The 22809-nt window shown below is 39.4% G+C and carries 20 protein-coding genes and 1 tRNA gene; 6 read left to right on the forward strand and 15 right to left on the reverse strand.

Translation table 11 applies throughout. From position 1 onward, the window contains the following. Positions 1 to 12 precede the first annotated feature (12 nt). The gene (locus PG418_RS13910; protein ID WP_055246327.1) at positions 13 to 864 is read right to left on the reverse strand and encodes a PfkB family carbohydrate kinase; all 852 of its coding nucleotides are present in this window, start codon (positions 862 to 864) and stop codon (positions 13 to 15) included. A gap of 9 nt (positions 865 to 873) precedes the next feature. Further along, complete coding sequence (locus PG418_RS13915; protein ID WP_004074321.1) at positions 874 to 1869, reverse strand: SIS domain-containing protein; 996 nt, start codon at positions 1867 to 1869, stop codon at positions 874 to 876. A 315-nt stretch (positions 1870 to 2184) separates the two neighbouring features. Between PG418_RS13915 and PG418_RS13920 the strand changes: the two genes are divergently transcribed. Further along, positions 2185 to 2895, forward strand: a complete 711-nt coding sequence (locus PG418_RS13920) for a GntR family transcriptional regulator (protein WP_118198798.1) — start codon at positions 2185 to 2187, stop codon at positions 2893 to 2895. After that, a complete protein-coding gene (locus PG418_RS13925) occupies positions 2892 to 3629 on the forward strand; it encodes a GntR family transcriptional regulator (RefSeq protein ID WP_008370857.1) in 738 nt (245 codons plus the stop codon). Before PG418_RS13920 ends, PG418_RS13925 begins: the two co-directional genes overlap by 4 nt. Positions 3630 to 3934: 305 nt before the next feature. Here the strand turns inward: PG418_RS13925 and PG418_RS13930 are convergent, their stop codons facing one another. The 7 genes from PG418_RS13930 to PG418_RS13960 all read right to left on the reverse strand — a co-directional run bounded on the left by PG418_RS13930 (position 3935) and on the right by PG418_RS13960 (position 11749). Beyond that, positions 3935 to 4042: a helix-turn-helix domain-containing protein gene (locus tag PG418_RS13930; protein WP_242859504.1), complete on the reverse strand. Its 108-nt coding sequence runs from the start codon at positions 4040 to 4042 to the stop codon at positions 3935 to 3937. A 396-nt stretch (positions 4043 to 4438) separates the two neighbouring features. Beyond that, positions 4439 to 7039, reverse strand: coding sequence for an ATP-dependent chaperone ClpB (gene clpB, locus PG418_RS13935; RefSeq protein WP_498837540.1), 2601 nt, complete (start codon positions 7037 to 7039; stop codon positions 4439 to 4441). A 166-nt stretch (positions 7040 to 7205) separates the two neighbouring features. Next, a complete protein-coding gene (locus PG418_RS13940) occupies positions 7206 to 8240 on the reverse strand; it encodes a DnaJ C-terminal domain-containing protein (protein ID WP_498837541.1) in 1035 nt (344 codons plus the stop codon). Positions 8241 to 8306: 66 nt separating this feature from the next. Beyond that, positions 8307 to 8777 carry an Hsp20/alpha crystallin family protein gene (locus PG418_RS13945; protein WP_008370865.1) on the reverse strand — a complete coding sequence of 157 codons (471 nt, stop codon included), beginning with the start codon at positions 8775 to 8777 and terminating at the stop codon, positions 8307 to 8309. A 692-nt stretch (positions 8778 to 9469) separates the two neighbouring features. Next, a complete protein-coding gene (locus PG418_RS13950) occupies positions 9470 to 10057 on the reverse strand; it encodes a cytidylate kinase-like family protein (protein ID WP_022219921.1) in 588 nt (195 codons plus the stop codon). Between the two features lie 13 nt (positions 10058 to 10070). Next, on the reverse strand, positions 10071 to 11438 hold the full coding sequence (locus PG418_RS13955) for an MATE family efflux transporter (protein ID WP_055246320.1): 1368 nt from the start codon (positions 11436 to 11438) through the stop codon (positions 10071 to 10073). Between the two features lie 240 nt (positions 11439 to 11678). Then, a tRNA-Gly gene (locus PG418_RS13960) sits at positions 11679 to 11749 on the reverse strand. A gap of 191 nt (positions 11750 to 11940) precedes the next feature. Here PG418_RS13960 and PG418_RS13965 point away from each other — a divergent pair. After that, positions 11941 to 12765: a polysaccharide deacetylase family protein gene (locus PG418_RS13965; RefSeq protein WP_498837542.1), complete on the forward strand. Its 825-nt coding sequence runs from the start codon at positions 11941 to 11943 to the stop codon at positions 12763 to 12765. Between the two features lie 33 nt (positions 12766 to 12798). On the opposite strand, the gene PG418_RS13970 is transcribed toward PG418_RS13965, so the two are convergent. Next, entirely contained in the window at positions 12799 to 13593 is a 795-nt protein-coding gene (locus tag PG418_RS13970) for a Cof-type HAD-IIB family hydrolase (RefSeq protein ID WP_022219871.1), read from the reverse strand. Positions 13594 to 13770: 177 nt separating this feature from the next. On the opposite strand from PG418_RS13970, the gene PG418_RS13975 reads away from it, so the two are divergent. Beyond that, positions 13771 to 14118, forward strand: a complete 348-nt coding sequence (locus tag PG418_RS13975) for a DUF6465 family protein (RefSeq protein WP_498837543.1) — start codon at positions 13771 to 13773, stop codon at positions 14116 to 14118. A gap of 11 nt (positions 14119 to 14129) precedes the next feature. After that, positions 14130 to 14378, forward strand: coding sequence for a hypothetical protein (locus tag PG418_RS13980; protein ID WP_022219869.1), 249 nt, complete (start codon positions 14130 to 14132; stop codon positions 14376 to 14378). A 59-nt stretch (positions 14379 to 14437) separates the two neighbouring features. Here PG418_RS13980 and PG418_RS13985 read toward each other — a convergent pair whose 3' ends face one another. The 5 genes from PG418_RS13985 to PG418_RS14005 are packed head-to-tail and all read right to left on the reverse strand — an operon-like array spanning position 14438 to position 21493. Continuing rightward, the gene (locus tag PG418_RS13985; RefSeq protein WP_498837544.1) at positions 14438 to 16273 is read right to left on the reverse strand and encodes an alpha-amylase family protein; all 1836 of its coding nucleotides are present in this window, start codon (positions 16271 to 16273) and stop codon (positions 14438 to 14440) included. Between the two features lie 2 nt (positions 16274 to 16275). After that, positions 16276 to 18459: an alpha-galactosidase gene (locus PG418_RS13990; protein WP_055246311.1), complete on the reverse strand. Its 2184-nt coding sequence runs from the start codon at positions 18457 to 18459 to the stop codon at positions 16276 to 16278. A 27-nt stretch (positions 18460 to 18486) separates the two neighbouring features. Further along, positions 18487 to 19329 (reverse strand): carbohydrate ABC transporter permease, encoded by an 843-nt coding sequence (locus PG418_RS13995; RefSeq protein WP_022219866.1) that lies wholly within the window; start codon positions 19327 to 19329, stop codon positions 18487 to 18489. Continuing rightward, positions 19329 to 20204 carry a carbohydrate ABC transporter permease gene (locus tag PG418_RS14000; protein ID WP_008370893.1) on the reverse strand — a complete coding sequence of 292 codons (876 nt, stop codon included), beginning with the start codon at positions 20202 to 20204 and terminating at the stop codon, positions 19329 to 19331. The genes PG418_RS13995 and PG418_RS14000 overlap by 1 nt, the downstream gene beginning before the upstream one ends. Positions 20205 to 20218: 14 nt before the next feature. After that, a complete protein-coding gene (locus PG418_RS14005) occupies positions 20219 to 21493 on the reverse strand; it encodes an ABC transporter substrate-binding protein (protein WP_368282354.1) in 1275 nt (424 codons plus the stop codon). A gap of 292 nt (positions 21494 to 21785) precedes the next feature. On the opposite strand from PG418_RS14005, the gene PG418_RS14010 reads away from it, so the two are divergent. Beyond that, positions 21786 to 22637, forward strand: a complete 852-nt coding sequence (locus tag PG418_RS14010) for an AraC family transcriptional regulator (RefSeq protein WP_008370897.1) — start codon at positions 21786 to 21788, stop codon at positions 22635 to 22637. Positions 22638 to 22809 lie beyond the last annotated feature (172 nt).

Below are 22809 nucleotides of genomic sequence, written 5' to 3' on the forward strand. Positions count from 1 at the left end.
TATATTCTCCTTCTACCATGCCCCTTGATACCCTATTGTTACCGCACTATTCCGAGCTCCTGCTTCCATCGAATCTTGAACATTCAATCCATTCAAAATCCCATATAAAAATCCGGCAATAAAACTGTCGCCTGCACCCATTGTATCAACAACTTTACACTCTATGATTCCAAATCGATACCAAGAATTTCCATCATACCCAATGCTTCCATTTTTCCCCAATGTTGCAATAATGACTTTAGGTCCTTTTTGTTGCATTGCTTTCATGAATTCCTTTAATTGTTCCGTACAATTTTCTTTTTCTTTTAAGCCCATGCTATGATATTTCTGTCTAAACTCATTGCGTGATTCCTCGTCAAAAGAGAAGAATGCATATGTCACATATGGAATCGCTTTCTCAACAATTGGATTTGCAAATTTATTGGCAAAATCAAATGCAACTGGAATTTCTTTCGAAATAAGTGGAAGCTCATCTTCAATCATTCCCCAAATTCCTGTAACCGCTAAATCATGTTTCTTTATAAAGGAAATGTCTTGTTCTCTTAGCTTAAAGTCTGCCAAAACACCTTCTTCATATTTTCCAAACACTCTATCTCCATCTACAATGTCAACATGTGTAACTGCGGTCTTTCCATCCAGCACTTGAATATGAGAAGTATCGACTCCTTTATTTTGAATTGCACTTATCATGATTTTTCCGAATGAATCAGTTCCAACAGCACCTGTATAAGAACTTTCTCCACCTAATCGTTTTATGTATACAGCAACATTCACTGGGTTTCCCCCTGGATAAGATTCATTCAATGAATCATAATAATCAATACAATTATCTCCTATTGCTGCTACTCTTATCTTTCTGTCCATTTTGCCACCTTAATAGTCCAGACATCTGTAATATCTTCTGATTTCCATAGGATGACAATTGACTTTTTCCATATGTACATCAATTCTCTGTGTTACCGCATGCATCACTAAATGTGATATATATCCTCTGTACTCTGGACTAATTCCTTTTAATTCAAATTTCTTGGTATCAATAATATTGTATTTTCCACAAATGCGTGGCAAGAAGTTTGCAACGCGCTCGCTCAATGATCTCTGAGAATCTTCCCCAATAAATACTGTAACTGGTGTATCTTTGTCAATTATTTCTAACATTCCATGGAAAAATTCTGCACTGTGGATAGATTTTGTACGAATCCAATGCTGTTCTTCCCAATAACACATTGCATAAGAATATGTGGCACCATACTGGTTCCCAGCCCCAACAAAATAATGAATTTTGTCGTCCTTATGACGATTTGCAAATTCTTCTCCGAAAGCATCTGCTTCCTTTTCAACTTCCACAAGTGCAGTTGCCAAATACTGATCCAACTCCTTGTATAAATCCTCATATTCTGGAAATTCTCCTGCATTGTACATAAATCTATCTGCTACCATATAAAATTTCAATTGTTCATTGGCAGGATATGTAATCACATAGTCTACAAGTTTTGCAAGTTCTGCAGTAGCAACATCAATAAAACCAATCACCCTTGCTCCACTCTTCTGTGCTTTTTTTACTCCATCTACGATTTCAGAAGTTGTTCCTGTAACAGACGAAATAATTACAATAGTTCCTTCTCCAACTTTTTTATTTCCAGTTGTCAAATACTCTGCTGCGTTTTCAACAAAAAATGAAAGTTTTGATTTTTCTTTCATATGAACCTCTGCCTGGAGGCAAGATGCATATGTTCCACCGATACCGAGCCAACAAATATTCTTGTATCCTTCTTTACAAATTCCATCAATCAATTCATTAATTTGATTTCTCAGAGCAAGCGCTCCATTCACACTTTCAATCTGTTTCTGTTCATTAAATTTCAACATAGTGTTTTCCCTTTCCCTTCTTTTGTATTGGTGACTATTTTTAAATATAATATACCACTTTTTTCATTTTTTTCAATATTTCACGCAAAAAATATTGAATATTGTTGTATTTTTATAAATATAAATGCATTTTTTTATACACAATGCATATATTTCTTTTATTCTGGTATGAAGCACATTTCAGGTTTACTATACCAGTTTTTATATTTATTTTTTATTTATTCATTTCTTTTTTCCTTTCCATTTGCTTTTTAAGAACTGACAACGTATAATTTGATTATAATTTACAAGTAAATTATAATATTAGGAGTTCTTATGAAAAAAAATTTATTAACTTTAGATGTTGCATTATCAAAAGAAATCAAATACATGCTAAAGGAAGAACACTATCTTCCAGGTGACAAACTGCCTTCGGAACGAAAGCTGGCAGAGCTGTTTCATGTACAACGCTTAACTGTTCGTGGAGCCTTGAATCTGTTACTTCAAGATAAAACAATTATCTCAAAACCACGAAGTGGTTATTACGTAGCGCCTAAACGCATTTTACAATCCATTCGTAATTTTTCCTTACATTCAGAGGAAGATAGCGGACAATTAACTTACGAATTATATGATTTCAAAAAAATAGAAGCAGATAACTATCTTGCAAGCGAAATGTTACTTCCTGAAAAATCGAAAATATACAAAATTGTTTGGCTTTATTCAGATGGTACTCAACCAATTTGTATCAATACAACTTATATTCCTGAATATATCTATCCAGATCTCACCCAACAAATTGCTGCTTCTGCTCCTGCAATTGATTTGATTACAAACAATTGTCAAATAACCTTGGCAAAATCGAATCAAAAAGTTACCTTACTTTACGCAGACACAAAGACTGCTCAAATTTTAAATATTCCTGTTGATAGCCCTTTAATGAAATACAAAGGGCTCATGTATGATAAGCAAGGACATCTTGCAGTCTTTTTTGAAAATAATATGCTAATTGATCGTTTTGGTTTTATCAGGGAGGTAGTTTTATGAGCAATGATGATGTATTAGCCGCACAAATAAAATCTAGTATCATTACAAAAATTAAAACACAGGAATATCTTCCTGGGGAGTTGCTTCCTAGCGAACGGGATTTTGCAACAATGTATAGTGTAAGTCGGTATTTGATTCATGACATCTTTGACGAATTAATTAGCCAACATTACTTAATTCGCGTTCACGGAAAGGGAACTTTTGTCCGCAAACCCGAACAAAATCGAGTTGCTTTAGGAGTACTAAATGAATCAAAAAATGCCAGCTTTACCTCTTTAGTTCGTAACTTTGGTATTGAAATTTCCAATAAATGCTTAGGCACAGGTATAATCAAAAACAGAAAATACTTTGCAGATAAACTTGGACTTTCTGAAGAAGATGAAATATACGGTATTCATCGAATTCGTCTTGGAAACAAGGAACCTCTTGCAATTGAGTTTACCTATGTTCCTCTTCATTTTTTTTCAGATATCGATAATTACAATTTTGAGCACATATCGCTTTATGATTATATGAAATCCAAAAATCATTTGCCTGTAAAATTTAATGAGACAATGATGATGGTAGAAGCTGGCGAAAAACTTCAAAAGCACCTTCATCTTCCAAGTGCCACCTCTATCGTCAACTATATTGAATTCATAGGATACGATGAAAATGGTAATTTAGTTGAATATACAGAAAGTTATTCACGCCCTGATAAACTTGAAGTGCGCTTTGTCACAAATGATATCTAAATTCACTTTAATTTTACCATTTAGTATGTGTATGCACCATAAACAAAACAAGATAGAATATACACAAAATAATACTTTTGTTAGGAACGGGGAAAATTGACCACCTAAAGTCGCTTAGAATTAACCATTTTTAGTCGGATAGGCAAGCTTTTCCTTGAAATTTTCTTCACGCTTGTCATCGAATACAGCAGAAGCATTGTTTAGGGTGTCTTAATTTATGAGACCATTATAGTACTCAATATAACAAAAATAAGGACAGCTTTTTAGAACCTCATTAGTTCAAAAAACTGTCCTTATTTTCCATCCTATCGTTTTTTATCTTTTATGTTTTCTTTTCTGTATTTGTGCGGTGTCATTCCGTAACGTTTCTTAAATTGTCTGAAAAAATAGCTTTGATTCTCATACCCGACAATCCAGGGCTATTTCTTCAATCGAAAGCTTTGTATCGCACAACAGAAGAACCGTCATCTGAAATCTTTTTCTTTGCAGAAGCTCCTGAAAATTGTATCCGGTTTTTTGCTTTATCAGCTTGTATCGCGATTATGTGATTGAAGAAGCCATTTTATTCTCCGGTGCAAGCCCGAGGAGGGACGGCGTCTGCTTCAGTTCACGAATAAACCGATCAGTACAATCAGCACTTTTTTGTGTTTTCAGGCCAGAACCACTTTCAGACTGCCCTCAAAAAACAGTTTGGTATAACTCCAAACGAATACAGGCGCAAGCGGTCATAAACCGTCCTGCGCCTGATGATGTCACCATGATCGGATTCGATGATCTGCCGATTGCAGATTCTTTATATATCACATTTCTTATACTTCTCTTAAGTGCTGCTTGATCCTTGCAGTAAGTTTTCCATCCACATTATCGATCAGAATCGTATCTCCGCTGCCAACATTTCCTTCCAGGATCAGTTTAGCCGCCTCGGTTTCAACATTCTTCTGAAGATATCTCTTCAATGGTCTTGCACCATAGGTCGGATCATATCCGCCTTCCACTACAAGCTGATTGGCTGCTTCGGTAAGCTCGATCCTCAGTTCTTTATCTGCAAGCCGTTTATTGATATCATTGACAAGCAGGCTGATGATAGAGTAGACATTATCTTTCGTCAGCGGACGGAACATAATCGTCTCATCCAGACGGTTCAGAAATTCCGGTCTGAAATGTGCTCTCAGATCATTCATGACCATCTCCTCTGCCTCTGGTTTGATATCGCCATTTTCATCGATACCATCCAGCAGATAAGAAGATCCGATGTTCGATGTCATGATCAGGATCGTATTCTTGAAATCAACGGTACGTCCCTGCGAGTCCGTGATACGTCCGTCATCCAGTACCTGCAGAAGTACGTTAAATACATCCGGATGTGCTTTTTCTACTTCATCGAAAAGCACTACGGAATACGGTTTTCTGCGAACGGCTTCCGTAAGCTGACCACCCTCATCATATCCGACATATCCCGGAGGCGCTCCGATCAGACGGGACACGGAATATTTCTCCATGTACTCACTCATATCGATACGCACCATATTGTTCTCATCATCAAACAGATTCTCGGCAAGTGCTTTTGCAAGCTCTGTCTTACCTACACCTGTAGGTCCAAGAAAGAGGAAGGAACCAATCGGCTTAGTCGGATCTTTGATTCCTGCTTTGGAACGGATGATTGCATCGGTTACTTTCGTAACGCCTTCGTCCTGTCCGATGACACGTTTGTGAAGTTCATCTGCAAGGTGCAGTGTCTTGCTTCTCTCGCTTTCGTTTAATTTTGCAACCGGAATACCAGTCCAGCGGGAAATAATCTTGGCAATCTCATCATCGGTAACACTTTCATGAACCAGTGACAGATCTTCATCTTTTACCTTTGCTTCCTCTTCTTCCAGCTGTTTCTGCAACTGTGGAAGACGTCCGTACTGAAGCTCTGCTGCCTTGTTCAGATCATAGTTCCTCTGAGCTGCTTCGATTTCACGGTTCAGCTGTTCAATCTGCTCACGGATCTTCTGTACATGTTCAACAGAATGTTTTTCGTTATCCCACTGTGCTTTCTGCTTTGCGAATTTTTCCCGTTCTTCGGCAAGTTCTTCCTGCAGTTTCTGCAGTCTTTCCTTGCTCAGTCGGTCATCCTCTTTCTTCAAAGCAGCTTCTTCAATCTCCAGCTGCATGATCTTACGGTTCAGCTCATCCAGCTCTGTCGGCATAGAATCCAGCTCTGTCTTAATGGATGCACATGCTTCATCAACCAGGTCGATTGCCTTATCCGGAAGGAAACGGTCTGAAATATAACGGTTACTCAGAGTAACCGCCGCAACCAGTGCGCTGTCTGTGATCTTGACACCATGGAATACTTCATAACGCTCTTTCAATCCACGAAGGATAGAAATGGCATCCTCAACTGAAGGCTCATCCACCATAACCGGCTGGAAACGACGTTCCAGAGCGGCATCCTTTTCAATATACTGGCGATACTCATCCAGAGTTGTCGCACCGATACAATGCAGCTCACCACGGGCAAGCATTGGTTTTAACATATTTCCGGCGTCCATTGCACCGTCTGACTTTCCGGCACCTACAATGGTATGCAGCTCATCGATAAACAGGATGATGTTTCCATCACTGTTCTTGACTTCTTCCAGAACTGCTTTCAAACGCTCTTCAAATTCACCACGATACTTGGCACCTGCAACCAGTGCTCCCATATCCAGTGCAAATACTTTTTTATCTTTCAAAGCTTCCGGTACATCACCACGCACGATACGCTGTGCCAGACCTTCTACTGCTGCTGTCTTACCAACACCAGGTTCACCGATCAGAACCGGGTTGTTCTTTGTCTTACGTGACAGGATACGGATCACATTCCGGATCTCTGCATCACGTCCGATGACCGGATCCAGCTTCTGCTCCCTGGCTTTTTCTACCAGATCTTCCCCGTATTTGTTCAAGGTATCATAAGTAGCTTCCGGATTATCACTGGTTACTCGCTGATTACCTCTTACCGAAGAAAGTACCTGAAGGAAGCTTTCCCTTGTGATTCCAAGTTCCTTCATCATACCTTTGATCTCACGGTTCGCATATTTCAGAAGTGCGAGGAACAGATGCTCAACCGATACATATTCATCACCCATCTGCTTTGCCTCATCCTCGCCATGGATCAGCACATTATTCAGATTCTGACCAATATACATCTGACCGCCCTGTACCTTCGGACGCTTCCGTAAAAGCTCTTCCACACGGTTCATCATCGTCTCTTTTGTAATGCCCATCTTCTCAATCAGCTTGAGAATCAGGCTGTCATCTATTGTAAGCAAAGAATACAGAAGATGTTCCTGTTCAATTTCCTGGTTGCCATAATCTGCTGCAATCTTTTCAAGGTTCTGTACTGCTGCCATAGAACTTTGTGTAAATTTATTGATATTCATAACATGAGTCCCTCCTTTGCCTTGCTATCTTTGTTCTACTCGAACTATAGCACTTGTTATTAGCACTGTCAATAGTCGAGTGCTAAATCTATATAAATTTTTACTTCCCTGTCAAATCATCGAACTCATTTTCTGAGTCCCATCTATATGAAACGCCCCGGATCCTTTATCTTCCTCCGGCAGCGGCTTTCTTATATTCCATCAGTTTCTGTCTTGCTTCTGGATTTAAATGTCTCGGAACCTGAATTTGTACCGTTACATACTGATCACCATGGACATTTGCATCCTTCATGGAAACGATTCCTTTTCCTCTTAAACGAATCTTGCTTCCTGACTGTGTTCCTTCTTTGATTTTGCACATCACATCACCATACAGGGTATGCACCCTTGCTTCTCCACCAAACACGGCAGTTGTATAAGGAATGCTGACCGTTGTATAAACATCCATACCTTTTCGTTCATATCCGGCTTTCGGCTGAACAGTTACTTTCAGAAGAAGATCTCCTGCACCGCCTTTTCCGGTTCCCGACATTCCTTTTCCACGAAGTCTTATGCTCTTTCCGCTGTCAATTCCTGCCGGAATATGCACCTCAAGTGTCTGTGCTTTTCCGCTCTGATCCTGCAAGGTAATTCTTTTATCACATCCAAATGCTGCCTCATCAAATGTAACAGACACACTGGCATTCAGATCCTGACCTTTCTGATCAAAGCCTGCTGACCCGTGGTTACCAAATCCTCCGAAGCCACCAAATCCGGATCCATCGTCATAGAAACTGCTTCTGTGAAAACCATGACCTCCGAAACCATCTGTGCTTTTACTGCTGCTTCCATGGAAGATATCTTTAAACATATCTCCGAAAATATCATCTGCATTTCCTGTAAAATGATACTCCTGATATCCTCCAGGACCACTTTTGAATCCCTGGAAACCATTTTCGAATCCACTGCCCTGATAGCTGCCTCCTGCAGACTGGTCAAATGCAGCGTGTCCGAACTGATCGTACATCTTCTTCTTTTCCGGATCACTCAGTACCGAATAAGCTTCTGTTACTTCTTTGAATTTCTTTTCTGCATCCGGATTTCCGGCATTGGTATCCGGATGATACTTCTTTGCCAGCTTCCGGTAAGCTTTTTTGATTGTCTTCTCATCTGCATTCTTTGCTACTCCGAGCACCTCGTAGTAATCCCGCTTTGCTGCCATGCTCTGTCACCTCCTGCCTGTAAAACACCCCGGAGATTGCTCTCCGGGGGAAATTTATCTTCTATATTAACCTTCAATTGTGATATATTTCTTCTCTTCTACCGCTGGTTTTGCTTCTTTTTTCGGAACAAAGAGTTTCAGAATACCATGTTTAAATTCTGCTTTGATATCTTCTTCTGTGATATCTTCACCAACATAGTAACTTCTCTGACATGCTCCTGCGTAACGTTCACGGCGGATATACCTGCCGGTTTCTTTCTCCTGTTCATCCTGATCAAGACCTTTCGCTGCACTGACTGTCAGATAACCATCTTTCAATTCTGCAGTAACTTCATCTTTCTTGAACCCTGGAAGATCAATCTCAAGTTCATATCCATCTTTCATTTCCTTGATATCTGTCTTCATCAGATTATTCGCATGATGTCCATAGAGCTTCTTTTCTGCTCTGTTCTCTGCTTTATCTGCATATCCGTAAAACGGAAATCCAAACCAATCATCATCAAATAAATTATTATTAAAAATACTAGGCATTAACATAAGTCCTGTCTCCTTTCAAACACTCATAATACGTTCGGAACACTTTCTGGCGAACCTTTCTTTTCGTTCCCCTTCCTTTGTTCTATCTGTACTATAGCACGCATTATTAGCACTGTCAATAGGTGAGTGCTAATTATTTTGTGAAGATTTTGTGAACGAACTTGCAAAGGCGTCTATTTTTGCTATTTTATAGGGCGACAGCCCGGCAACGAGGAAATTCTTTCCCGAGCTGTGCATGGCGTATCTCTCAGCTTCCCAGGGATTTTTCACTTGCTTTCGCACTCGATTTTCTTGATTTGACCACATTTTTACGACAAATCTTCGGAAAAATATATTCGTCTGATTTTCTTACTACACTTCTCCAGCAATATCATATTTTCTGACAAAATTTTGTACTTTGTTCCACTCTTTTCTAACTGTGCTTTATACTTTTCACACTCCTGTACAATCGCTTTTTTTGCATACTCTGTCGTTTCTCCATCATGATTTGAAAAAACAATGTCTAAGTGATACAAGCTGCTTTAATTCTTTTCATTGTAACTACATCTCTTTCAATTTAAAGATACGTCACATAGAAAAAGGGATCCTTCACTCAGTAAATTTGAATGAAATGATCCCTAATTTTCATGTAAATCGTACTTGGTTTTACAATACTAATTATACTTTATTTTTTGAAAAATGTAAGCAAATTTTTATTTTGCACACTCAATAATTATCGCTTCACATCTGTCATATCCAAGCTGTGAGCTGTTCAGACACAGCGTATAATTGCTCGTTTTTCCCCATTTCTGATCCGTATAAAAATTATAATTCGTCATACGCCTTTTATCTGTATCTGCCATCATTTTGACAGCTTCCTTTTCTTCTACATTATATAACCCCATAATTCGCTTTGTTTTTTCCGGCATATCCCCATAGATAAATACATTCAGCACATCGTCCCTATCCTTCAGAATATAGTCTGCATTTCTTCCGATAATCACACAAGATTCCTTATCAGCCAGTTCTAAGATAACCTTTCTCTGTGCCTCATACACCATGTCTTCTACTGATTTTCCTGTAATATCACGTCCGGCAAATGCATATGCAAATAATCCTTTTTTCGGAGATAATTCTGCATTTTTCTGAACATACTCCGGTGACAAACCGGACTTCTCTGCAATGTCATTAATAATATTTTTATCATAATAAGCAATCCCAAGTTTCTTCGCTACTTTTTCTCCGATGAAACGTCCACCGCTTCCAAATTCTCTACTGATTGTAATAATTCTTTTCGCCATCTCTGATTTCTCCTTAATTCAAAACATCTACTTTATTTTTTCTGATTCTCTTTAAAAATACATAACCTGCAAAACATGAAACTATTTCAGTAATCGGAAATGACCACCAGATTAATGAAATGCCCATCTGTCCATTTCTGACAAACATAGAAAAAATTCCGGCCAGCGGCAGTATAATAATGAGCTGTCTCAAAAGCGAAATAACAAGGGACTCTATACCACCATTCAGTGCCTGATAAATACCCTGATAAGCAATATTGATGCCTGCAAACAAAAAGCTGACTGAGATTATTCTCATTGCTTCAATAAAATATTCTCTTGACTGTCCCGCATTAAACAGCGTTGCAAATGCTCCGGGGAAAATCTCTGTGATTGTAATTCCCAGAATCATTAACACAATTGTATAGATCAGACCATATTTGATTCCATCCTGAATTCTCTTTTTACTTCTCATTCCATAAGCAAATGCAATGATCGGGGTGATCGCATCTCGCAGACCAAAAGCGAGAAACAGTACAAACTGCTGAACTTTATAAAATAATCCATAGGCTGTCTGTGCTGCTGGATTGAACTTCAGGATCAGATTCATCACATAAACCATAATGGACATCAATGCCTGTGCAATGATTGCCGGAAGTCCGATTTTATAGATTTCTTTGATAATTCCGCCATCCGGCTTCATGTATTTTGCCCCATGCTCGAATTCCTTATTGAATTTGATATGAAAGATAAGCAATAATACTGCGGATGCTACCTGACCAATTACAGTTGCATAAGCTGCACCTTTCACTCCCATTTCCGGGCAAGGACCAATACCATAAATCATGATCGGATCAAGGATAATATTTACAACGGCTCCAACCACCTGACCAATTGTGGAATAAAGAGAACGACCTGTTGCCTGTAATAACTTTTCAAATAAAGAAAAGAAAATAATACCAAAAGAGATTACGCAGCATATCCTCAGATAGCTGACTCCCATCTCCAATACTTCTGTATCTACTGTCTGTGATGAAATATATGCTTTCACCCCAAAGATACCAAACAGTAAGCAGACCACATAAATGATCACTCCAAGAAACAGACTGTTTCCTGCTACCTTTGCTGCTTTTTTACTATTCCCTTGACCAAGTGTCCTTGCCAGAAGTGCATTGGTTCCGACACCCGTTCCGATTCCTACTGCGACCATAAGCATCTGAACCGGGAATACCAAAGTCAATGCATTTAATGCTGCCTCACTGCCTACTCTCATATTTCCTACAAATGCACTGTCTACAATGTTATAGACTGCCTGCAATGCCATAGATAGGATCATCGGGATTCCCATCTGGACCATCAGCTTATTTACCGGCATCTCCTTCATCTTGTTGCTTTCCGCCATTTTTTAAACTCCTTTCTTTTTGGCACAAAAAAAGTGCGCACCTTGTCATATAAGCTGGACTTACGCTGACACGCTACACACTTTTTCATGGCGATATTGATTTTTGCAAAATGAAAACGAGTAGCTGGTAAACTGGATTTACGCTTACTTGCTACTCGTTTCTTGTAATTATATTTCCTCTTTTTCAAAAAGTCAAACAAAATTTTCCTTACATTCTCTCTTCTTTTTACGCATAACAAAAGCGGGTGATGGGAATCGAACCCACGTATCCAGCTTGGAAGGCTGGTGTTCTACCATTGAACTACACCCGCGTCTTAAAGACAAATAATATGATATCACATCTCAGAAAAAATGCAAGCCTTTTTTTTATTTTTTAATCACTTTAATTACTTTTTGTCCACTTTATTTTCTGACCTCTATTTTATCTATTTCGGTTCTTTTCCTTCCATTTCCACATATATTTTATCAATCACCTGTTTTCTATCCGATCGGAGTTCCTTTTATGTTTTCCAGATTAAAATCAAAAAATATTATACGGATCTGTTTTCTTTTCCTTGTGGCTTTCTTTGTGGGAACCGGCGCTGCATTTCTGCATGATCATTTCTTTCCAGCCGCTGTTCCCACCTCTTCTGAAGGCAACTGGGGGCTCAGCTTCCAAACGGACGGGGATCCCCCTGTCGGCAATGCCACATTTGACGAGTTGAAAAAATTTGATGCCTTTTACGCACAGGACACCGGCGAAAAGGTAATCTACCTTACTTTCGATGCCGGTTATGAAAATGGAAATACACCGGCTATTCTGGAAGCTCTTACGAAACATCAGGCTCCGGCAACGTTCTTCGTCGTCGGCACACTTCTGGAAAGCAATCCAGAACTTATCAAACAGATCCTCGCTGCCGGTAACACCATCGGCAACCACACCTGGCATCACAAAGACATGTCACAGATTTCTACAATGGAATCCTTTTCTGAAGAAATCCAGACAGTTGAAAAACTGTATCAGCAGATCACCGGACAGGAAATTTCCAGATTTTATCGTCCACCACAAGGCAAATACAGCGAAGCCAACCTGAAAATGGCACAGGATCTTGGCTATCATACCTTCTTCTGGAGTCTCGCCTACGTCGACTGGTATCAGGATAGCCAGCCATCCCACGAAGAGGCTTTTGAAAAGCTGCTTGGGAGGATCCATCCCGGTGCCATCGTTTTACTCCACAGTACATCCTCTACAAACGCTGAAATCTTAGATGAACTTCTCACCAAATGGGAAGAAATGGGTTATCATTTTGCTTCTCTTGATGACCTTATAAAAACTACTGCATCTTAGGAATTTTTCTCTGTCACTTTATCGGAGGATTCTCTAATCGATCAGTCCATATTTCTTCATCGCATAAGCAATTCCATCTTCTTCAACGGTCTTTGTAACAAATTCTGTATAAGGTTCCAGCACCTGGTCATGCGCGCCCATCGCAATCGCATGCCCGGCATGCCGGAACATTGCCAGATCATTGCTGCTGTCTCCAAATACATATGACTGATCTCTCGTCATTCCAAAATGCTCCAATACCCAGTCAATCGCAGTTCCTTTTGTATAGCCCTTGAGGATACATTCAAACGTATTACTTCCACGGTCGATTACTTCCATATCATCTTTGATAAATTCAAAAAATGCTTTTACATCACTTTTTTCATCCGTATAAATAAAGATTTTATCATATGGACATCTTCTCTGCTCCATATAACGCTCGATTCCAAGTCCACGGTTGTTCATGTATTTTTTTGTATTTTCCAATCTGTCAAATCTTGAAACTCTTGAAGTGAAATACACATCTTCTGCTCCCTCAAAAATCCCATCAATCTGACATTTTGTCATATAATCAGCGATCTCATCGCCCCTCTCCGGATCCAGATGCTTTTCAAAAATAATTTCTTCATCAAATGTAAAATAAATCCCACATCCACACAAATATCCATCAAATGGAAGTTTTTTCAGTTCCACCGGAACACTGCAGTATGTTCTTCCTGTATTGATAAATAAAAAATGTCCTGCGTCGTGTGCCCTTTTAAGTGCATCTACCGTACTTGCGGGAATCTCTTTTGTAATCTCACTGAGTACGGTCCCATCAATATCAAAAAATAATGCTGCTCTATTCATTCTACCTTTTCCTCCCGGTTATACTCCAATTACACGATACTCATTATACTCATATCTCACCATTATGCGCAACCCTTTTTCATTTTCTGCAAAATATCTGTGATAAATACCATTTTGACTTCTCCATATAAAAGTAATATAATAGATGTTGTACAATTTGAAAAAGGGGTAATAATAATGAATAAAAGAATCGATAAGAAAAAACAGAAAAGAACACTTGAATCAGCAGTAACTGCTACAGCTACATCATCAGCACCGGCTACAGCAACTCCTGTTGTAGAGATAAAAGAAGTTGTAAAAGAAGTCAAAGTACCAGTAGAAGTTCCTGCCAAAAATCCTGCATTTTATGTTCAGTACCAGAGTGCAGAATATACTGTAGCCGCTATCACAGAACGTGTGATCGCTGACTGCAATGCAAAGGGACACGCTGTAGAAAATCCGGAATCTCTCTCCATTTATCTGAAACCAGAAGATAAAAAAGCATATTACACCCTTGGAGGGTTCAATGGATATATTGAATTATAAAGGAGTATTTTATGGCGCTTAACTTTCAACAGCTTGGAATGCTTGCAAAACTGAAATCCGCATTTTCCACTTTTCAACAGGAGCATCCTAAATTTATGCCTTTTATTCATGCAGTAAAAGGAGATGCATGCCGCAAAGACAGCATCATCGAAATCTCCGTCAAATCTCCGGAAGGACGGAATTATACCACTAATTTCCGTGTTACCGAAAAGGATTTGGAACTTATCCAGATGCTGAAAGATATGCAGGAAAACCAATAAAGTAAAAAAAGCAGGTAAGAAAGGATAAAATTTCTTACCTGCTCTTTTTCTATCTTACTTTAGCATTTCTTTGCTAATACAAAGGAATGGCCTTCCATTTTTATTGCCTGAAGGCTGACTTTTTTACCGGTATATAAATCCATATACTCTCCCTCTTCTTCGATCCAGGCTGTCCGGTCCTCTTCTGCGAAATTAAAAAGTGCTGTCATCTGCTCGCCCTCCAGTTCCCGCACAACTCCAAGGATTCCATTTTCCCAGGTATCAAGCGTCCAGACATTTGCCGATGCGTCAAATACTTTTTCCTTACTTCGGATGGATCTAAGTTTTCCAATTCCATCAAACAGTTCTTTTTGTACCGTTCCGTTTCTCTTTCGTCCGTCTGCCAGCTTCCAGTCAAATTTTCCTCTTTGGATATACCTGGAATCAACCCGTTTTTCCGGATCATTTTTATAAGTATAATCATTTACCTGACCAATCTCATCTCCACTGTAAAGCATTGGAATTCCGGATTGCACCATCATATATGCATGCAGCATCAGATCAAATCTGACTGCTCTTTTTTTCTTTTCTTCATTTTGTTCAAATCCGGCACTTTCAATTCCACACATGGAAGCTGTCGTTGCACAGAATCTGGCATCTCCTGTTATCGGATCTTCATTATAAAGTTCCCCGCGGCTCACACTTTCTGCGATTTTTCCTGTGAAAAAGTCATTCAGATATCTTTTGTGTGGGACTTCCTGCATTCCCCAACCGGCAAGTGTCTGAAAATCCAGTCCCCATCCAATATCATCATGACATCTGAGGTAATTTAAGAAAGTATACTCTTTCGGAAGGTTGTTCATAATATCAAGCTGCATCCGTAAAAGTCTGGTATCTCTCGTCGCAACCGTATTCCATGTAGTAGCCATCATGGTTACATTATAAAGCATATGACATTCCGGCTTTTCTATGGTACCAAAATAAGGAACTACTTTTTCCGGTTCCATCACGACTTCCCCTAATAATACAACCGACGGACACACAATCTCCCCGATCATACGCATCATCCTGACTATCGTGTGTACCTGTGGAAGATTTCTGCAGCTTGTCCCCATTTCCTTCCAAATATAAGGAACTGCATCGATCCGCAGAATGTCAATCCCCTGATTGACCAGGAAAAGGAAATTATACATCATTTCGTTAAACACCCTCGGATTCTTATAATTCAGATCCCACTGGTAAGGATAAAAGGTAGTTAACACGTAGTGTCCGATTTCAGGAAGCCAGGTGAAATTCCCCGGTGCAGTTTCCGGAAATACCTGTGGCACTGTTTTCTCATATTCTCTGACATAGTTTTCATTGTCACAGAAAAAATACCGGCTCATATATTCGCCTTCACCCATTCTTGCCTTCTGTGCCCATTCATGATCTTCGGAAGTATGGTTCATTACAAAATCCATACACAGATTCATGTCTTTTTCATGGCAGGCTTCAGCCAGATCTGCAAGGTCTTCTATGGTTCCAAGTTCCGGCTTTACTTTTCTGAAATCCGCAACCGCATAGCCTCCATCGGATCTTCCCTTTGGCGAATCGAGAAACGGCATCAGATGAACACAGTTTACACCACATTCTTCCAGATACTTAAGCTTTCCTTTGACTCCTCTTAAATTTCCGGCGAAATTATCAATATACAGCATCATTCCCAGCATGTTTTTTTTACGATACCACGCCTGATCCTTTTCCTTCTCCAGATCTCTCTTTCGAAGTTTCGCATTTCTTGCATGATAGTAATTCTGCATCTGTTCACAGAGCTCTGCAAACATTGCTTCATTATCATATAATTCCATATAGAGCCAGCGAAGCTCATCCATATGCTTCGCCAGTCTCTTTTCAAAAATATCATTTGTTTTTCTCATTTTTACTCGACCATTTCCAGATAAATCTGATATGCTTTGTACTCACCAAATTCAAGCGGCATCGGAATTCCAACTTCCATCAGCGCCTCTGCCGGATAAATTTTTCCGGTATTTGAATCTTTATAGAATTGTCCAGCACACAGACCTTTCATTTTTACATAATTTACTGTCATGTTTCCATGGATTTCAAGCATAACTACATTTACAAGTACTTCTTTCCCATCTTCTGATACAAATTCCCATGCGCCGATTTCTTCTGCGAATGGATTACTCAGTCGATAGTAAAGTCCATTTTGTACAAGCTGTGCGTATTTTTTGTATTCTACTATCTGTTTCCTGATCTCTCTGCGCTCTTCATCTGTCATTTTCGCCGGATCCAGTTCATAGCCGAAGGTTCCTGCCATGGCACAGACACCTCTTGTATGGAGTGATGTCTTTCTTCCTGTCTGATGATTCGGAACTGCAGATACGTGAGATCCAACTGCAGATACCGGATACCCAAAGGATGTTCCGTATTGAATCCTTACACGATCCACTGCATCGGTATTGTCACTGCACCAGATCTGTGGTGTATAATACAGCATTCCCGCGTCAAAACGACCTCCACCACCACTGCAGCCTTCGATCAGAAGGTCTGGATAGCGGCTTATAATACGCTCCAGGAAATCATAAAGTCCAAGCATGTAGTCATACTGCACACTGCCCTGTTCTTCTGCTGTCATAGAATATACTTCTGCCATACTTCGGTTCATATCCCATTTTACATATTCGATATTTCCCTGATCGAGCACCTGACACATCTGCTCATAAACAGCATCCACAACTTCTTTTCTCGAAAAATCAAGGAGCAGCTGGTTTCTTCCTTTTACCGGTTTTCTTCCCGGGATCTGAATTGCCCAGTCCGGATGTTCACGGTAAAGATCACTGTCTTCATTTACCATCTCCGGCTCAAACCAGAGCCCGAATTTAACACCTAACGCATTGATCCTGCTGATCAGGTCACCAAGACTTCCCTGCAGCTTTTCTTCATTAACCTTCCAGTCGCCAAGTCCACTGTTGTCATCATTTCGACTTCCAAACCATCCATCGTCCAGTACAACCATATCGATTCCCAGATCCTTTGCCTGCTCGGCAAGATGATAGATATCTTCTCCCGTAAAATCAAAATAGCATGCTTCCCAACTGTTGATCAGTACCGGTCTTACTTTTTCTTTATATTTTCCGCGACACAGATTTTTACGGATACATCTCTGCAGATTCTGGGAAAGCTTTTCAAGTCCCTGATTGCTGCAAGTTAAAATAACTTCTGGGATCACAAATTCCTCTCCTTTTTTCAGTGGATAAGAAAACTGTTCTTCCTGCAGTCCCATTTGCATTCTTGTCTGCCCGAACTGATCCTTTTCTACTTCTGCTTTAAATCCTCCGCTGTATACAAAAGACATTCCATAACAGGTACCGGCATCTTCTGTCGTTTCTTTTTCTGCCAGTATCATCATCGGATTGTACTGATGGCTGGATGTTCCTCTGCGGCTTCCAATTACAAAAGCTCCATGTCCTACCGATGTTCTTTGCATATTTCTTTCCATCGCATGGCGGCCGTAAAATGAAATTACGTCAAATTCACCATGAACGAAATCGATACACGCTGCTTGGGCTTTTGTCAGTCTGATTTTATCTTCTTCTGTATTGATCACTTTTGCACTTCTTGTGATCACATCATACTCCGGAAGAACTCCATAAAGTAATTCTACCTGTAATCCTGTCACCTGATCTTTCATATAAATGATCAGAGTCTGGGCTTCCTCTTCGGCAGCATAAACCGCCGGAAGTCCCTTCAAATTGTATTTTCCATCACAAATCTCATATCCCTGATATCTTAAATCGCATCCCAAAGAACCATCTGCATTTACAAGATCAAGCACCGGACTTCGGAAATCTCCTGTCAGTCGACACGGAAATTCCTGTGGCAGCGCATCAAGAGAATATGTTCTGTCATTTCCTGCATCCTGCGGATTTCCTGAGAAGCCACGGTCTGCATAGGTCAGAAGATAATCCATAACTCCATCTGTCTTTCTTCCATAATATAAATGCAGTAAAAATCCATATGCATCAATTTGCATCTGATACGTTGTATTTTGGGTATGTAATGTAAATGTTTTTGCTTTCTCGTTGTATATGATTCCCATATTCTTCTCCTTAAGCTTCTGTCAAATTTATTTTACTGCGCCATTTACAACACCGTTCAGAATCTGTTTCTGACAGATCAGATAGAAAATCAAAATCGGAAGCAGTGCCAGTAAATAGGATGCAAATGCAAGATTATAATTGGTTCCAAATTGTGTCTGGAATGTCATCTGTGCAAGTGGCAGTGTGTTCACATCACTACCTGCCAGAATTACAAGTGGTGTCATAACATCATTCCATGTACCAAGTGCTGTAAGTACCGCTACTGTTGCATGCATCGGTTTCATGATTGGGAAAATAACGCTCCAGTAAGTTTTCCAGGTTGTTGCCCCGTCTACATGTGCAGCCTCTTCCAGTGCCAGCGGAATATTTTTCAGATAACCGGAGTATAAGAGCACATTCATCGGCATATAAAATACAAGATAACACAAAATAACACCGAAAATATTGTCAATTCTCATCTGTGCTGTCTGCTTCACAAGTGGCATCATCAAAATTGCAAATGGAACAAACATACCGCTTACAATATAAAGATAGGCTACTTTGTAAAATTTACTGGTACTTTTACTTCTTCCGATCACATAACCGATCATAGAATGAATCAGAATGGAAAGAACTACCGTTACAATCGTTATCAGCACACTGTTGCCCAGTGAATGCCAGAAATCTGTTACACGCATTGCTTCTGCAAAGTTAGAAAAGCTCCAGCTTTTTGGCAGTGATAAGATTCCGGAAATACTGTTTGTCATTTCCGACGGTTTCTTAAATGCAATCACAACTGTAAGATAAAGAGGAAAAATAACGGTTACAAGACCCAGAATCAATAAAATTGTGATTGGCCAGTTTACTCTTTCTTTCACCTTTACTTTCATTATAACTGTTCCTCCTTATTTCCCAAAAAGTTCATCTGTAATACAGAGATCACAACGATCACTACAAAGAACACAACTGCATTGGCACTCTGGAACCCAAACTGTCCTCCGGCCATACCATTGTTATAAATCAAAAATGAAATTGATTCTGTACTCTGCGCCGGACCTCCTTTGGTAAGAGCCATGATCTGATCAAATACCATCAGAAAATTCTTCATGCAAAGTACCATATTGATGGTAAAGAATGGAAGGATCAGTGGAAATGTCAGATTCTTGAATTTTTTCCATCCGGTCGCTCCATCAAGAGAACCTGCTTCGTATACATCCTCCGGTACCGTCTGAAGTCCGGAAATATAAATAATCGTATTCATTGCAACAGACTGCCATGCACATACAATTACGATCGCAACCCATGCCCATTTTGAGCTTGCCAGGATACTGTCACCTTTTCCGCCCATCATTTTTACAACTGCCGGAAGAATATAAGTGAAAAAGTAATTGAAAATATAGCCCACTACAAGTGCTCCTAAAATATTTGGAACGAAATACATTCCTCTGAGTGCACTTTTAAATTTAATTTTACTGTTTAATCCAAGAGCTAAAACAAGACTTAACACATTTACAACTATTGTTGCAACAATTGCAAGCTTGAATGTAAACAGGTAGGATTTCCCGACTCTTGCATCAGTAAATAAGTCTGTATAATTTCGAATACCTACCCAGTCAAACTCGCCATATCCTCGAAAATTTGTAAAACTATAAATAACACCTTTAATAAGTGGCAGCGTATTAAAGCAGAAAAACAACGCAAGTATCGGTATCGTAATCAGTAAAAATGTCCGCTCTCTGCCATTCATCCTTTTCAATTTATTCATGATCTGTATCCCTCCTACTTGCCTGCTTCATAATCTTCCATCATACGAATGATATCCCTGTTATATCTGATCCAGTCTTTGTCAAATTTTTTCAGGAATGCGTCAACATCCTGGTTTATGAGAAATGTCTGGATTTGTGCATCGACTGCCATTTCTGACGGATAATAGTGATCCTGGTAATCCGCCATACGGTTATCCTGAATATATGGTTTCATATCTTCCAGTTCCGGAGCTAATGCAAAATCTTCGTCTTTACAAGGCACCGCATTCTGTGCATCTAAGTATGACTGGATACTATCATGATCCATCAGGAAATCAAGTACTTCATATGCCGCTTCTTTATTTTCGCATGCATCCATCACGCAGAACTGAAGGTCTACTCCTGAATTTAATACATTGTCCTCTTCAGAATCATTAGCCGGCATAACAAAGGATCCGATATTCATATCCGGATTTACAGATTTGATCTGCGGAATTGCATAGCTTCCGATTGTATACATCGCTGATTCACCATTTGCAAATGCAGTACATGCATCGTTGTATCCGTATCCAAACGGTCCATCTTCACCATAATTTAACAATTCAAGCATTTTTTCTGCCACTTGCGGATATTCTTTGGAGAAGGTTGTTTCTCCCTTATTCACCTGCTGACAAACATCGGATGGTGCAAGTCCGACTGCAAGTGCATTCCAAGGTGCAAGGCAGGTCCAGGTATCTTTATATCCAAAATAAAGTGGCTGGATTCCTTCATTCTGAATCTCCTCGCAAAGAGAAATAAATTCATCCCAGGTCTGCGGAATCTCCCATCCATGTTCCGCAAACATATCTTTGTTATAGAGCACTCCTGCCGCATTTGCCACATACGGAAGCCCATATGTTCCTTCTGTCGGAACAAACTCCAATCCTTCAATAATATCCAGATAAGCAGGTTTTACCTCACTAAGTCCTTCATAATCTGAAAGGTCAGCCAGTATTCCTGAATCAACAAAATACGAATAATTGATATCTCCGCCAATTCCGATAATATCCGGATAATCTTCTCTGATAAAACGTGTTTTCAAAATTGTTGTCGCATCATTTGGGGAAGATATTTTTAAATGGATATCATCATGTGTCTCATTAAATTCTTTTTCGAGCTGTTCAAATATATCTACCGCCTCCGGTTTATACTGAACAAGTTCAATTTCCACTTTTCCGCTTTTTGGATTTTGCTGACATCCCTGTAATACAGCTGATGCCATCAGAATACAGGACATTCCCAAAACAATTGCTGCTCTTTTCCTTCTCATTTTTTCTCCTTCCTCACAGGTATATTCGTTTTTAGTTACCGCTCGATATATCAAGTACTTTCTTTATAGTTGTATTATAACATACCATTATGCGACTAAAAATATCATTGCATTTGAAGTTTTATTCCAAAATGCTATTATTTTCTTCTTTTTTGCTAAAGGCATAGCATTTTGGTATATTTTAGTTGCAATCTATTTATTAAATCAGTAGAATAAATATATATATCAACTGACTTAACATCTGCTAAACATCATTTTTTCACGGCAGAGCACCTATGAGAAAGGAATTATTATGAAAGAACTTATGTTTTCAGTATTTCCAAGCGAGAATTTTGTCGATCTTGGATTGTATCAGTTTGGTTACGAACAATGTGAACCGGCGCATAGTTTTGGTCCTGCCGTCCGTAATCATTTTCTTTTTCACTACATTATCTCCGGCACCGGAATTTTAATGGCAAATGATTCTCACGGTGTAACACAGACCTATCACGTAAAAAGTGGCCAGGGCTTTATGATTTTCCCCGGTCAGATCAATACTTATATCTCTGATGAAAAACTCCCATGGGAATATACATGGATTGAATTTGACGGACTACGTGCAAAGGAAACCATTGAACTTTCCGGACTTAGTTTGGATAATCCGATTTATAAAGCTACTTCTAAGGATCTGCGTGAAATACTGAAAGAAGAACTTCTCTATATTGCAAGTCACGGAGACGCTACACCATTTCACCTGATCGGGCATCTCTATCTTGCAATTGATGCTCTTATTCGTTCTACTTCCATCATGCAGACATCGAAAATCAGCCGTCTTCAGGATTTTTATATCCATGAAGCCCTATCTTATATAGAGCAGAATTTCCAAAACGATATTTCTGTCGAAAACATCGCTGCTGTATGCGGATTAAACCGCAGTTATTTCGGAAAAATTTTCAAAGACGGAATTGGAAAATCTCCTCAGGAATTTTTGTTGAATTATAGAATGATTAAAGCTGCTGAATTATTAAAACTGACAAAGCTTTCCATTAAAGATGTAGGTAATGCAGTCGGTTATCCCAACCAATTACATTTTTCCAGAGCATTTAAAAATATTTATGGAATATCGCCAAGAGACTGGCGTAATCAGAACAGACTTAAACAATAATAGAAAAAGAATGCTGCAGTTCAGACTGTGCATTCTATTTTTATTATTTAATATGTAATAATAAAGAATGTGCCTGAGCTCGTAGTGCCTTTTATTTAACAGGAAGTTCCTACGGATTTTGCTATGCAATAAAAAAACTGCAAACCCTTACGGTCTACAGCTCCCTTACTTT

The sequence above is a fragment of the Bariatricus sp. TF06-38A genome, assembly GCF_027690675.1.
Lineage (GTDB): Bacteria > Bacillota > Clostridia > Lachnospirales > Lachnospiraceae > Allocoprococcus > Allocoprococcus comes.